This is a genomic window from Rubritalea sp., from assembly GCF_051252225.1.
GTDB lineage: Bacteria > Verrucomicrobiota > Verrucomicrobiia > Verrucomicrobiales > Akkermansiaceae > Rubritalea.
Window position 1 is genome coordinate 1 of the sequence record NZ_JBPOGE010000016.1, and the last position, 15037, is coordinate 15037.

General features: G+C 46.5%; 10 protein-coding genes. 1 reads left to right on the top strand and 9 read right to left on the bottom strand.

The genetic code is table 11. From position 1 onward, the window contains the following. Positions 1-338: 338 nt before the first annotated feature. The 6 genes from ACSHX2_RS12455 to ACSHX2_RS12480 form a co-directional block, all read right to left on the bottom strand. The gene (locus tag ACSHX2_RS12455; RefSeq protein WP_435693277.1) at positions 339-2480 is read right to left on the bottom strand and encodes a right-handed parallel beta-helix repeat-containing protein; all 2142 of its coding nucleotides are present in this window, start codon (positions 2478-2480) and stop codon (positions 339-341) included. A gap of 10 nt (positions 2481-2490) precedes the next feature. After that, a complete protein-coding gene (locus ACSHX2_RS12460) occupies positions 2491-4263 on the bottom strand; it encodes an arylsulfatase (RefSeq protein ID WP_435693278.1) in 1773 nt (590 codons plus the stop codon). A gap of 34 nt (positions 4264-4297) precedes the next feature. Next, positions 4298-6553 carry a right-handed parallel beta-helix repeat-containing protein gene (locus ACSHX2_RS12465; RefSeq protein WP_435693279.1) on the bottom strand — a complete coding sequence of 752 codons (2256 nt, stop codon included), beginning with the start codon at positions 6551-6553 and terminating at the stop codon, positions 4298-4300. A 263-nt stretch (positions 6554-6816) separates the two neighbouring features. After that, positions 6817-7170 carry a RidA family protein gene (locus tag ACSHX2_RS12470; protein ID WP_435693280.1) on the bottom strand — a complete coding sequence of 118 codons (354 nt, stop codon included), beginning with the start codon at positions 7168-7170 and terminating at the stop codon, positions 6817-6819. A gap of 66 nt (positions 7171-7236) precedes the next feature. Continuing rightward, a complete protein-coding gene (mutL, locus tag ACSHX2_RS12475) occupies positions 7237-9039 on the bottom strand; it encodes a DNA mismatch repair endonuclease MutL (RefSeq protein ID WP_435693337.1) in 1803 nt (600 codons plus the stop codon). 66 nt (positions 9040-9105) lie between these two features. Beyond that, positions 9106-11484, bottom strand: a complete 2379-nt coding sequence (locus ACSHX2_RS12480) for a helicase HerA domain-containing protein (protein WP_435693281.1) — start codon at positions 11482-11484, stop codon at positions 9106-9108. A 102-nt stretch (positions 11485-11586) separates the two neighbouring features. Between ACSHX2_RS12480 and alr the strand changes: the two genes are divergently transcribed. Continuing rightward, complete coding sequence (gene alr / locus ACSHX2_RS12485) at positions 11587-12675, top strand: alanine racemase (protein WP_435693282.1); 1089 nt, start codon at positions 11587-11589, stop codon at positions 12673-12675. Here the strand turns inward: alr and ACSHX2_RS12490 are convergent. The 3 genes from ACSHX2_RS12490 to ACSHX2_RS12500 all read right to left on the bottom strand — a co-directional run bounded on the left by ACSHX2_RS12490 (position 12669) and on the right by ACSHX2_RS12500 (position 14830). Beyond that, positions 12669-13352 (bottom strand): hypothetical protein, encoded by a 684-nt coding sequence (locus tag ACSHX2_RS12490; RefSeq protein WP_435693283.1) that lies wholly within the window; start codon positions 13350-13352, stop codon positions 12669-12671. The genes alr and ACSHX2_RS12490 overlap by 7 nt on opposite strands. After that, positions 13352-13840 (bottom strand): rhodanese-like domain-containing protein, encoded by a 489-nt coding sequence (locus ACSHX2_RS12495; RefSeq protein ID WP_435693284.1) that lies wholly within the window; start codon positions 13838-13840, stop codon positions 13352-13354. The genes ACSHX2_RS12490 and ACSHX2_RS12495 overlap by 1 nt, the downstream gene beginning before the upstream one ends. Before the next feature lie 183 nt (positions 13841-14023). Next, positions 14024-14830: a helix-turn-helix transcriptional regulator gene (locus tag ACSHX2_RS12500; RefSeq protein ID WP_435693285.1), complete on the bottom strand. Its 807-nt coding sequence runs from the start codon at positions 14828-14830 to the stop codon at positions 14024-14026. Between the last annotated feature and the right edge of the window lie 207 nt (positions 14831-15037).

Sequence of the window (15037 nt, forward strand, 5' to 3'; positions counted from 1 at the left end):
AACGCCCAAAAAACCATCAAAAATGGCTTTTAAAAGCTTTTGCGACCTCACCAATAAGCAGGTGAGTGAAAAGTCATACTCAAAGCCCTATGAAAACAAAAATTAGCTTTCAGCAGACTGAAGCCCGACAGAACCCGATTCAAAAGAGACTAATACTGGAGTGATTTCCTGGTGAATCAAGGCGTGACGAAGGAGCGATACGAGCACCGTGACTGAGGAATAACGCAGATTCAACAGGATAGCGCCCAGCCTTCACTTCTTCCGCAACTCGCTATTCCCCATGCTTCAGTAAAATCACATTTGTCTCTTTTGGAACTCAGTTTGGTATAATCTCAATTTTACTTCGCATCTGATCTAAGCCCTACCAATGACATATCAAAGGGCTTGATGCCCATCTTGATTGCTGGTGAGCCTGGCTTAAAGCGGAAATCACCATTGGCTGGATCCTGAAACATGGGATCTACCGCTCGGCTATGAGAATCCACACCATCCTTCTGAAGTTTTTGGAGAACTTCTTCTCCTATTTTACGGTCTGCCTTACAGAAATAGAGATTGTAATCTGAATCTATGTCTTTCATACGCGCGGTCACTCGACCTCGACTATCCTCGCCTACATTCCCTTTTCCAGCTCCAGGCTCTGAAATAAATTTACAGCCAGAATCTGAGGAATAAAATATGTTTCGCAAGTTGCTAGCCCCCTTCATCGGACCTTCTACTATTTTCAGGTAGGTTCCACGCGGCACAATGACATCGGCTATGATGTTATTATCGAAACGATTATTTAGCTTCAGTGTCATCCCCTGTGACTTGCATTTATACATGAGATTCCCCTCGATGAGGGTATCCATCTGCCCCCCGTCAGTACGTATCGCGCTTTGTTTTGGAGTAGCGGCTACTAGATGGTGTACATAGTTACCTCGAATCACATTTCCTGGGCCACATCCACGGATATAAATGCCATTACCATCACCTAGTATCTGCATAACATGATGAATTTCGTTGTGTTCTATGATGTTATTGCGGCAGTGCATATAGGGACGAATATCTTCTAATTCTGGATTCTTCGGTACGTTTTTCACTTCATGCCAACGGATCGAGCTGCTCGACTCCCGCTTATTTTGCTCCACGAAAAATCGAGTCACGATACCCGCCACGATCATCCCCGAATAATTGGTGTGATGAATCAGGTTATTTGCCACGCGGTTCTCCCCACTCTGGCAAACAAAGATACCAGGGGAATGCCAATAGATCTCTCCAACATGGTGAATGTCATTATTGAAGACGATATTCTTTTTATTCACGTCCTTCGTTCCTGGTCCATAGCCACAAAGGAAAATACCGTTACCCCCCATGTATTCGATATGGTTGCTGGAAATTTCATTGTGCATTCCATGAAGGTCGACACGAATAGCGCTACTACCACCGTGTAAGAAATGGCATTTCTCTATCTTACAATACTCCGCCCCACGCAGACGAAACATCGCATTGGCCTTGTCGAACATATCCCAATCATGCTGGGTTCCTTTATCATCTTTCGCTAAGGTATAGCGATCTCCATGCTTAAAGGTCAGCCCTTCGAATCGCAGATTACGAACAGGCACATCCTTTGGTCCTTGTTTATCGATTTCACCCTCTATGCGAAACAGTTCTATCAATCTAGGCGCCACAATCTGAGATTGATTCCGTGGCCAAAGGTAAACCTTCTGTTGCTTCGTGTTGAGCACCCATTCACCAGGTTCATCCAGTTCTTCCAAAACATTCTCTAACCAAACACCTAGCTTACTCATCGCATAGGTCGCTTTCACCGAGGTATGAGCGATGCCTTTTTTTTCATCAACCGATGCTAGGGGTAACACGTTCATCACCCAATCACGCGTTGGACGAACGAGAATCTCTACATCCTCAACATTTGCCCAATTTTTCAATTTCCCCTCTGGATAGACCAGCTGGGTACTCTTACTTCCGGGTAAAGCAGCAAAACGTTCCGACTGGGCGCGTGGGAGCATGCCCTCGTGATCGTATAGTGTCAGGAAACGCTTAGAGGTATCTGCTACCCACACCTTACCTTGTGCTTCCTTTGGTAGACCTGGTAAATTGCCCGCCACTTTCTCCCAGCCTTCTATCAACTCTCCAGAGCTGAACACTGGAGATTCACCCGGATAGGCAGCGTAAGTAATTGTTGCCGCACCTCTGCCTGAATCAGCTAAACCAAAGACCACTGTTTCAGATAATTTATAAGCACCATCCCGAATCAACACCTTAATGTCACTCGTCTTTTGCTTTTTTAGTTCACGGACAGCATCACGAGCCCGAGTCAAAGAAGCAAACGGCCCATCATTCCCCTCTGCATTGGGTTCAGCCAATGTGCCCGACCAGCCGTCCGAACCCACAACAGATACATAAAAATCGGCCGAAGCCTCAGCGGCAGTAGCAAAACCTGTCGCTACGATGGTGAACAGCAAGGTAAGTAGTTTTTTCATCACAACGAATTTAGAATTTTTCAATATACACGTAGTACGCCGGATGAACACGCCCATCCTTGTCGATCAACTGAGCTTCCATATCATACTTTCCAGCACTGACATTTCCTTCGAAATTTACTTCATCTTGATCAGCTGAGATCTTCTTCTTTCCTTCGATACTAGCCACATACAAATAGGCTTCACTAAAGTCAGACTTCGTGCTCGCCCCGTTAAACCGGTGCAATTCTTCTCGGCGTTCTTGCTTAGGAAATGTCGCGTTTATGCCTAAACCGCTCTCACGTGGAAAGCGTCTTAAAGAAATACGATACCGACCATCTTCAACAAATTCGATCTTCCAGCGTCCTGCCGCTTGTGACCCGATAATCGCACCATTCTGGCTCCATGAACCACCGTGCTTCCCAGTCAGCATGTCGTGCGCGTTGATCCGACTCGGATTTTCATGCGGAGAACCGACTTTGATGTAAGCATAGCGCTCGTCCACGCCTTCATCCATGATCGACTGCCACCAGTTCTCATAGCCTACTGCCAAGCGAGCAGCTACCTCAGGGTATTCCTTAATCACGTTATTTTTCTGCGCTAAGTCTTCAGTGACGTTATACAGTTCCTTCCCGTTCACCAAACGCCAATCCTGATCCATCACCGCATAGTCCTTATACTTTATGAGGTTCTGCATGCGCTGCGTATCCATATAGAAAATTCGATTCGGCCATTCGGCATTTTCATCAAGCATCAAGTTCTTAAAACTAACACCATCTAAGGGCCTCTGCTCAGTGAACTCTAAACCTAATAAATCCACAAAAGTCGGTAAGACATCGACATGCGCTACGAATCGATCGTCATCACGGCCCCCGCCAATTCCACCTGCTGGCCAGCGCACAAAAAACGGTACTCTGTGTCCTCCTTCATAAGGACTTCCCTTGCCAGCCTTTAATCCACCTTCAAATCCAGGACGCCCCCACGTCCCCCCATTGTCGGTCATGAAGATTAAAATAGTATTTTCGCGCAGCCCTAGCGTCTCTAACTGGTCTTCCAGACGCTTCATGTTGTCATCGATATTGGTGACCATCCCATAGAAACGCTTCACTGTGTCCTGCAGACCAGGAATGTCTTTATACATGTCATAATACTTCTTCGGCACATTGAGTGGTGCGTGTGGAGCATTGGTCGAAAGATAACAGAAAAACGGCTTCTCTTTATTCTCGTCGATAAAGCGCATCGCTTCATCGAAAAATACATCCGTGCAATAGCCTTTATACGACTCCATCTTCCCATTGTGCCAATAACTGTCGTCAAAGTAGTCATTCCCCCAGTAATCAGGGCCTTGGCCGATTCCGCCACCGCCATGACGCACTACTTCATGAAAACCTCTGTCCATAGGACGGAACGGGTAGTTGTCGCCAAGATGCCACTTACCGAACATACCAGTCGTATAGCCATTTGTAGCAAAGACCTCAGGAAGAACGACCTCATCTTCAAAAAGTAAGGAACGACCAGTGATCGTATGGTAAACATTCAAACGGTTGCAATGGCGTCCAGTCATCAGCGATCCGCGGCTCGGTGCACAGGTGGTAGATACATGGAAATTCGTAAACCGTAGCGACTCGCCATGGAGCTTATCTAAGTTCGGAGTTTTTATGTATGGATTCCCACGCGAGCCCAAGTCGCCATGACCTTGGTCATCGGTAATCACAATAATGACGTTAGGTTGCTTCGCTTGTTCAGCAAAACTCGGGAGCGCCACGAGGCAAACGAGAGCGATAGTATGGAAAAAGTGTTTCATTAGAGTGATTTATAGAAAACGGTAATAACTATACTTACTTCGCTGCGGGATCTTTCTTAAGTCGCCCCATTTTAGAGATATTCAGCGGCTCTATACCGAGCGTGATTGCTGGACTGCCTGGACGGAAACTGAAGTCACCGGCTGTTAGATCCACAAACATTGGGTCACCAACCACACTCGCTTCTTCCTTCCCAGCTGCTCGCATCTTTTCAAAATGCGCATCCATCCAATCTGGATCTGCTGGATTGTAGTAGAGGTTCTCATCCATATCAGTATCCACCAACTTTGGTGGAGGGTTGCCCCCATTATTCTCACCGCGTGGACGTTCATTGTTGGCTACGCCTCCATCAGGATGGGATACGATGATATTGTGATACACCTTGGAACCCTTCACCGGTACCCACTCGTAGCTAATGTAACCACTTCTCGGGACGATTGTAGAATCGACGATGAAATTGTTGATGATATCATTCACCCCCTTAGTAGCGATTCCCGCAGACACCCCACCATTGTGATAAAGAATGTTACCATAAATAAGCGTTTCATGTTGATCGTCGTCGCATCGAATCGGCGCAGGGAAATGCGTTGCTAAGTTATCGTGGAGGTAGTTGTAGCGAATAATATTCCCCGTACCTGTTCCAGAAACATAGATACCATTACCATCTGAAAGCAGTTGCACACAGTGTGAAATATCATTGTATTCTAGAAGGTTGTGACGTGCATGATTATATTTTTCACGCTCCTTCCAGTTCTCATATCCACCGCGCCCGCTTGTCTTTAGCGCTTCATCGATTTCATGCTGGCGAATCGTTCGTCCACCTTCTCCATTAAGTGGCCTATTCGGCTCGACCCTAGTCGTGATACAAACTGCAGCGTAACCACTGTGGTGCAGATCGTTGTGCAACATTTTATTGTGACCACTTTGCCAAGCCCACAAGCCTGGTGAATGCCAGGTGATCTCACTAAAGTGATGAATGTGATTGTTGACGACTTCATTGTGGTGATTCACGTCTTTCGTTCCTGGCCCATAGCCAGCTAACAACACCCCAGCTTCACCTAGGTGGGAAAATTCGGAATCTATCACTCGATTCCGTTGAGCATGGAGATCAAGACGCACTCCTGATCCACCAGAAGCGGTGAATATACAATCACTCACCTCACACTCCTCTGCTCCGCGGAAGCGTAATAGAGCAGTCGGTCGATCAAACATATCCCAATCGTGCTGTAAGCCCCAGCCCACTCGTCCTTCATCACTTTTCCAGGCCCAACGATCAGCATGAGAAAAGGTCAAACCAGAAAAAGAAATCCCGCGTACAGGAATGTCGGTCGGTCCTTCGTAGTCTATGTCTCCTTCTACGCGAATCAACTCCGTCGTCGTTGGTGCTAAGATTCCCTTCGGGGAACCATCCTCAGCGAGCTCCCGTGGCCATAGGTAAATCTTCCGAGTCTTCGTGTTGACCACCCATTCACCAGCTTCATCAAGAGCTTCTAAAATATTCTCCACCCACACCACTGGCTCACCATCTTTATGTAAATATCCCGGTAATGGTCCCATCTCGTAGGTCGCAGAAGCTCCAGTCGTCGCTACCCCATTTTCCACATCTACAGTCTTTAATGGTAACATATTGATCGCCCAAGCTCTACCCGGCCTCACCTGAACTTCCACATCTTCTAAGTTGTCCCAATCCTTCAAAGCTCCTTCCGGAAAATGCAGCGTCCGCTTATTACCCACTTTCGTGTAAGCAAATCCAGAATTGCGAGCGCGCTTCAGCCGACCCTCACTATCATATAGGGTATAGAATCGCTCCATTCCCTCCGGCATATTAGCTACCCAAACCTTCCCTTCCGCCTGCTCTGGCAATTCTTTAGGAGTATCCTCTAACAATCTCCAACCTGTCACAGGAACGCCACCACTTATCACAGGATTCTCTCCAGGCTGTGCCTTAAATGACAACCATGCGTCGCTAACTTCACCCGCACCATACTTTGGGAGATTTACAGCCTCGACTTTAATTTGGGCACCATCAGCTACCCCTAACACTAGAGTTTCATTGAGTGGATGCCTTCCCTCACCTAAGTAAACCGTCACTGGCTTAGAATAGCCTGATTTACGTAATGCTCTCACAGCCTCCATGGCTGATGGGATCGTCGCATAAGGCTGCTCTACACTGCCATCAGCTGCCTGTTCACTAGCACTGGGTGAAACGTAGTAGTCTTTAGCTTGTGCACTAATAGTGAAAAGCATGGAAGTAGTAAGAAGTGTGAAGTAGCTGTTTCGTGTAATATGCATTTCCTTAATGTGATTCAGTGATAGATCGTTGCCTACTCACTCTTAGTTCCACCTTCATTTGTTCATTAACATTAAGAAACTCATTGGTGTGCTAGTGGTTAACAATCAGTCAAAAATAAGCGGGATGTCATATATAGGAATAGCCTAACCGGCAGCAAGCTTAGATTAATTTCGTGCGCATTATGGCACTTATTAAACACTAAAAAAGCGCACACGGAATAACCCGGTGCGCTCTTTCTAATTCTTGAAATTCACTGAACCTTCTACACCTTTTCAGCAGCGACGACAGATACTTCTACTAAAAGCTCCTGACGTGCCATACGTGCTTCTACACAGGCTCTAGCTGGAGCATACCCTTCTGGAACCCACGTATCCCAGACCGCATTCATCGCTGCAAAGTCTTTCATATCGCGCAGATAGACTGTCGCTGAAAGCATGTGCTCACGGTCAGATCCAGCCTGTACCAACAAACCATCGACCTTATCCAGCATCGTCTGCGTTTGCTCCTCGATCCCCTTAGTCGCATCTGCGCAGACCTGACCACAAAGATAGATGGTGCCATTGTGCTTCACGATACGGCTCATGCGCTGTTTGGTTTCTTGACGTTCAATTGCCATGCGCAACTCTATAGCGATCACTCTACCAAATAACGAGAGTAATTCACTCCCGTTCGAATCAAAAAACTAACTGAACTTACGCTCCAGTTCTTTGAGAGAAATCTGAATTAAAGTTGGGCGGCCATCAGGTGCACAATACGGTAGGTCGCACTTAAACAATCTAGCTAACAAGTGCTCTGCTCCACTACGCTTACAGACCTCGTTCCAAGCGGCACGTTTTGCGAGCTTTTCGGCAAAAAGCTCAAATGCGAGGTTCTTTCCTCTCTTGGCTCCGACAGTATCTACAAGTTCGTCAATGAGTGTGATCACGAAAGCTCGAGGGTCTTTGTCAGACAAAACCGCTGGCATGCTGCTCACCTGCAAGGTTGTTCCGCCAAAGGGTTCTATCGAAATCCCCGACTCGGTAAAATTCTCCATATTGGTGAGGACCACATCGAGATCGCGCGAGTCGAGTTCGATCAACTCAGGAACTAATAAGCCCTGCGATTCCAACTCTTTGCTTCCACCCTCTAAAAATGCCTCATACACGATGCGTTCACGTGCCGCTTTCGGTTCTAACAAGACGAGACCATCCTCACCCTGCATCAATAGATATCGTTCGTGAAGAGTGGCTAAAATCTGAAACTCGGGTGCCCCCTTCTCTTGCTTTTCAATTTCTAACTCCTCTTGTTTTGCTTGCGCTTGAAAGGTCTCCACCGCTTTCACAGCAGAGACCGTTGCTATTGTAGACCTAGGTACGAGAGCCTTTTCTGGAGCATTGCTTTTAACCAACGATTCAACGCTCTCTTCTGACTTTTCAAAAGGTTTGCGCACAGGCACAGCTGAACCATCTTTCCTAGAAACTATCTTAGGAACACCACGTAGCACCTTCTCTTCAACCTTTACGCTGAGAGCATTCTCAACTGCAGAAAATACAAGGTGTCGGACCTCTAAAGGCTTATGGAAACGTACTTCCTTCTTCGCTGGGTGGACATTGACATCGACAAGCCTAGGATCCATTTCAATCCAAAGCCAAGCTGATGGATTGAGCCCATCAGAAACGGCTCCTTTAAAAGCATCTTTGAGAGCTCGGCTAATTGCGGAATCTTCAATCGGCCTGCCATTTAAAAAAACAAACTGCTGGCGCTTTCCTTTGCGTGCAAATTCAGGTGGCAGCACATAACCATGCACTTCCATGCCAGATTCCTCCGTGAGCGGCACTTCTACCAAAGCACGACCAGCCTCAGCTCCCGCCAATCCAGCGATTCGCATGCGCTTATCATTCGTGCCCGGCAGATCGAACAAGGTGCGCGTGTCTTTTCGCATTGTGAAGCGCACCGCCGGCCACGCCAATGCGTGCAGCTTCACCTGATGCTCTACGTGCGCACTTTCTGTCGACTCAGCCCGCATGAACTTCCTCCGAGCTGGAACATTAAAAAAGAGCTGGCGAATCTCAAATACAGAACCTGGCTGTAGGCCCGCAACCTTAACCTCTTTAACGATGCCACCGTCTACGATGATTTCCGTTCCTTCTACGGCATCGTGTTCGCGCGTGCTTAACCTAAACTTAGAAACCGATGCGATACTTGGAACGGCTTCTCCACGAAACCCCATGGTCGTAATAGCTGAAAGCTGAGAAGAAGTTTTTAACTTACTCGTTGCATGCCGCTCTAGACACATCAATGCGTCTTCCTTCCCCATGCCGGAACCATCATCAGTAATTTTAATCAGACTCGCTCCACCTTTCTGAATCTCTACTTCGATATGCTTCGCCCCAGCATCGATCGAATTCTCCACCATTTCTTTTACGACACTGGCTGGACGTTCCACTACTTCACCCGCCGCTACTTGGCTGGCGAGGACATCCGGTAATATCGCAATTTTTGGCATCACGAGAAAAATGCCAAGAGCCGCCTGAGAAACAACCCAGAAGTTAAAAAGATTCGCAATTCGAGTCTATTGAGCAATCCACAAGAGCCCCACAGCGTCGACATTAATATCTTTTTTGTACGGCTTCACCTGCACGTTTTCGAGTTCAATCGTTACGGGATCAAAGCGTTCAGAAAGCTCAGCAATATCCTCAGCTAGTTCCGCTTCCATTTCTTCGATCAACTCACGTAAGTCATCCACCTTCTCCTTAGCCCGTGCGACATCGCGTGTCTGCTGAACTGCGCGTGATGCCGACCGAGCTGAAGTTGCTCCTTTACGTAACGCAGTACTTCCAAGCTTTCTTGAGCCTAATAAAGCCCCAAAAATGGTACTCAACACTGATGCTCCAGCACTGATTTGCGCATTTTGGGCCTGCGACTTCTCACGATCTACCGCGGCAAGAGCTCGCTGGAGCTGCCCTTCTTTAGTGCGCAGCTTACTCCGCATTTTATCACGGATTTTTTCTACCGCTTCATCGCGCTCTTCTCGCACACTTTGGCCAAGACGCGAACGGAAGGAACCTTCACTCTCTCCAAATTTAGAATACTCTTTCACCAATGGAGCATAAAAAACCTCCACTTTCTCGTTTCTATAAACCCAATCGATGAACTCTTTTTCCACCGCTTTATAATTTTTTGCATTCATCGCGAATCCTGGTAACTCCGCGAATCCGGTGCCTTCTTCAGGCTCTGTCGCTAAATCATCCAACTCTATCGAACACTCCAAATTGGCGGACCAATCGATTCCATTCTCCAACACAGGATTCACAAATCGAACCACACGCGAGCAATTCACGCCGGTTTTCGCATTACTGAAATACACGGTTGCTTCACGTAAAAGCGCAGGCTGATAAACATCGCCTTTTGTTGGTGCAAAATACTCGCTGACGCCATTCCCTACAACTGGTCGAATGGTAGCACTATTGCTCTCAGCTGTACTAGGTAAAGCCATCGGATTACTCGAAGAACTTTTTACATTCCCCAGCCAAGCATCGCGCTTAGTATCCATCAGTTTTTTTACCTGACGTTTGGTTAGAGGACCACAAAGGTAACTCATCACCCAGCGCACGTGGAAAACGACAGGGTTATCTTCGTGCACATTATTCATCAAGAAAACACGACTTCCAAGTCCCGCTAATAGCTCTTCCATAGATTTTCGGTCAAAGCCCCCTTCTTGGCTCGCCGCGGCTCCTTGCAAGCCATCTAGCACCCGCATTTTATCACGTTCAGTTTGTAATCGGCCCAACCACCATGTCCCAATGTTAGAGAGAGCCTTGTAATCAAGATCGACAGGATTCTGGGTCGCTAGCAAGGCGCCAAGCCCAAATGCGCGGCCTTGCTTCAAAATAGTCATCAGCGGTTTCTTACTCGCTGGGTTTGCTGTTGGAGGAAGATAGCCATAAATTTCATCCATATACAGCAAGGCTCGGAGGCTAGTCGTACCACTCTGCGTGCGCATCCAAGCTAACATTCTGTTCAATAAGGTACTGACAAAGAACATCCTTTCACTGTCACTCAGGTGAGCAATCGAAAAGATAGAAATACGCGCCTTACCGTTGTCTTGATATAGGAATTTTTGAATATCTAGACTTGGTCCTTCAAGCCAGGTGCTGAAGCCTGGAGACGCTAAAAGGTTATTGAACTGGATCGCTAAATCCTGACGGTCATTCTGCGGGTAATAAGATTCCAAATCGATCACGCCGACCTTATCGAAAGGTGGTTTCTGAATGGCGTGAATCAGACTCTCAATGCTAAGGTCTTTTTCCTTTTGCCAATAATGAGCAAAAATCGAGCCTAACAACACGGCCTCATGGCTTTGTTTTGGGTCTTTTTGAATTCCTATCAATGCAAGCATTGAGCTCACAGAACTCTCAATATAATCGCCTAACAACTCCCCATCATCCAACACCTCAAAGGGCGGCGCCTGCATAGCTCCTAATATAGACACGGGAATCCCCGCTTTGCTGCCAGGAGTGAACACATTGATATCTACATTCTCTTTGAATGCTTTCACGCGTTCTGAAGACTGCCCCCAATCCTCAATTCCTTTCTTCCATGTCTTCGCAGTTTTCTCCGCATAAGCATCTGGCTCTAAACCTTTTTTTAGGGCGTCATCTTCATTGATCCAAGGACGGAAGTCGCTCCCTTTAAAATCAGGAAATGTGAGCATCAAGTTTGCAATATCTCCTTTGGGGTCAATCACAATAGCTGGGATATTATCCATCGCTGCTTCTTCTAACAAACTCAGACAGAGTCCAGTTTTACCTGACCCTGTCATTCCTAGAACCACCCCGTGCGTCACCAAGTCTTTAGAATCATAAAGCACAGGTTCATCTTGAAGTTGCTTGCCTTTAAGCTCGTATTCACGACCTAAATAAAATGAACCTAACTTCTCGTAATCCTGCATGCTCTATTCTTAACCGTTACGATGGCTCCTAGGCAAGAAAACTCAAAATTTGTCACATTGATCTTTTCAGTCACGCCGATGAGACATTGAATGAGACTTAGCTTGAATAAAGAAACTATATCACCTCCGCGTACATGGGCAGAAATCAATCTCAGCGCATTACAACACAACCTAGACTTCGCTCGCCAACATTCTGGTCAACATGTCATGGCGGTATTAAAGGCGGGTGGATATGGTCACGGCATACAGCAAATTGCCCAAGCGCTCGATGCGGAACATCTAGCGTACTTTGGAGTCGCGAGTGTGATAGAAGCCAGAAAGCTTAAAGAATCTGGGATCATAACCCCCATCTACCTCTTAGGTCCCACATTCCCAGCTGAACGCCAGGAGATCATTGAACAACGCTGGGTTGCCTCTGTTTCCACCATAGAAGAAGCTCAACATTTTAACTCACTCAATGCTGGCCACCCTCCTCTAGAAGTTCACATCACGCTGGACACTGGTATGGGTCGTGGAGGTTTCCTTGCAGGATCTCTCTCATCAGCCATTGAAAAGATCAAACAACTCCCAAACCTTACTCTAGTAGGAATTGGTTCACACTTACCAAGTGCTGACGAAGATCGCGAATTCACGCTTCAGCAGTTTTCCCAGTTCGAGTCCTCAGTCCTTGGTTGTGATCTGAAATACCTACACCTCTCAAATTCTGCGGGCTTGTTGGATTATGAATCATCAGTGACAAACCTTGTTCGTCCCGGCCTCATGCTTTACGGCATTTCACCTCTTCCGAAATATCAAGACAAGCTCCAGCCTGTAATGACGCTGAAGTCTCGAGTCTCACTCGTTAGAACACTTCCAGCTGGCCACGGCATTTCTTATGGTCGAGATACTATTCTCAAACGGGACACACGTGTAGCTACGATTGGAGCCGGATACGGCGATGGATACCCGCGCGCGCTCTCAGGTAAGGGTGCTGAGGTTGTCATCAGAGGCATGCGTTGCCCACTGTTAGGTCGCGTGACGATGGACCAGATCATGGTAGATGTCAGCGCTCTTCCTGAGTGCGAATCAGGTGATGAAGTGGAACTCTTCGGTTCTACTATTCTTGTATCTGAAATTTCTCATAGAGCGGGTCTAATCCCATGGGAAGTGCTCACTGGAATCACTCCTCGCGTGACGCGCATTTATCAATAATCGATCGTTGGAGCACTCAGCTCGCCATATATATCTCGGCCTGAAAGTTCACCTAACGCACGCAGCTCCTTTTCTAAGACCTTCCACGCTGGTTGTCCACCATCCTCCTCCCGTCCACAGTGCGTACACGAAGCGAAGCCGGGATAATCCTCTGTTTTCTGAGGATCATTTTGGGCAGACACCAAGGTGATTAAAGAGCGTGAACGATCTCTTCCAGCGGGCAGTATAACTATCGGGTGAATCCAACAAGTAAGAGGCTTAAGATACCAATCCCCTAGTTCGTCTTCCATGGATAAACGCTGGATTCCACAGCGCCCCATAGAGTCAAGAAAGACACAGCGGGTCTTGTTAAAGTGGCTAGGGAAATCCACTGCCAGTTCTCCTACTTCTGCAGGTCTAACAGCAGTCTTTTTCGACAAGCCATTTCTTACAACATCCACGACCTGATTAGGTAAATTTAAACCAAAGCCTAATAGTCGACTTCGCTCATTTTCGACAAGCCATTCGACGCCTTGTGCTTCTTCATCAGAAAGATAGACACCATCATAACAACACGTGGCTGAGCACCTTTCTAAGGTACACGGTTTTAATAGTGTCTCAAATGCCTCGTGGTCAACAAGAGTATCCTTGAGCTGATAAGCTAGATCTGCAGCAGTCTCTTTATAATGCGTTAACATTACTCTAAGCCTGTCTGCTTCCAGAGACTCCAGCCACCTTTGAAGACGCTTGAACTTATGCCTTTTTTAGCAAAGCGCGTCGCCATTTCATACGAATCCGGACACTTCTCACTAGCACAGTAAATAACAATTTTCTTACCCTCCGAAACAGCTTGTTTGATTTCACTCTCTTTCTCCAAATACATTGTATCGAAGTGCTTGAGTGGCAGACTCTCAGCGCCAAAAATGTGCCCACGGAGGAAGAACAATGAAGGTCGCGTATCAATCAAATAAACTTTCCCCGACTCCCTAAGTTCAAAAACACGTTCTACTTCTACTTTCGTAATTAAACTTTCATCAAAGCCCTGTTCCTCTTTTTTTATGTCCAGCTGAGTAAACTCTTCTGTCGCCGACTGAGCTGACACCACTGGTTCCGTTAGGTCCGAGTCACTATGGCTAGAACAGCTAGCTAAAGTAGCAACTATTAGAGAACTAACAAAAAACTTCATGCCCAGATCTTATAGCTGAACTACGCTTGCTACAAGCAATCAAAAGCTCAAAAATTTAAAGATCCAGCTAAACTCAAATCCATGTGAAGCAGTTCACTCATGGAGATAGAGGGACATTCCAGCAAAAAACTCTCTTTAGAGAGGGTGATCTGCAGGGATCCTCGCCGCAACACGTTGAATTTGTTAGTCTAGATCATGAAAGTACCTAATAAGCTCAGCGTGGGAATGAACATCGTACTCACGATATATATCTCTCACGTAGGCTGATACGGTATTCACACTAATCATCAACTGATCAGCAATTTGTTTTCTTGAGTGCCCCTCTTTTAGAGACTTCAAGACAAGCTGCATTTTGGGCGTAAGCGAAAGTTTCTTGGCATCATGTATGTACTCGTGAGCTAAAGGTAAGTAGTCCAAAGTGGCATTAAGTAGAAGGCTGTCACGTTCCGCAAATGCTTCGTTTGCCATTGTTCGGAATGATACGAAAAGACTTGTAGTCCCATCTTTCATCATACGTATAGAATAAATGCATGAGAAAGGACCTCCGTCGTTGATGATCATTGTACGCTGATTACCAACTTCTTGAGCCAAAAACATCTGCAAGATATTTGAATGCAACATGGACTGAACATACTGAGCTAAACTCCCGCCACCGTCGTAGTTCGTACACTCTGAGCCTTCGACTACATTGGAATCGCTCACTCGGCACCAAAACCATGCATCAGAGTTAATTAACCCAGAAATCTGGTTAAATACGGTATCTTTTTTCTCAGTAATTGTCTGATGAGATGACGCTGTCGCTCCAAAAATATTCAGAAGAGCTACTTGATCACAAACTTCTAAATTAGGTAAGTTGGCTTTAGAATTCGGCTTTGATTTTCTAATTAAACGCGTTCGCACCCCCATTGCAGCCCCCGCACTTTTGCCTTTATTTGATACACTCGAATTTACCACATGGGTAGAACTGCCTAGTTGAATATCTTGAATCATAATAGTGATGGGTTTGGTTTGTCTTTTATCCCTTGTGGAGACACTGACGGCCTTGCTGACACCTCTATATATACTGATTTCTAGGGATCTAATCTATGGGGAGATCCACCCAATTTACATCTGTATCATTAAAAAACGGCACCTCCTCACCTCTACCCGCTCACTATAATAGCGTTCATTCCACCACTGATGGACTATCAATTCACT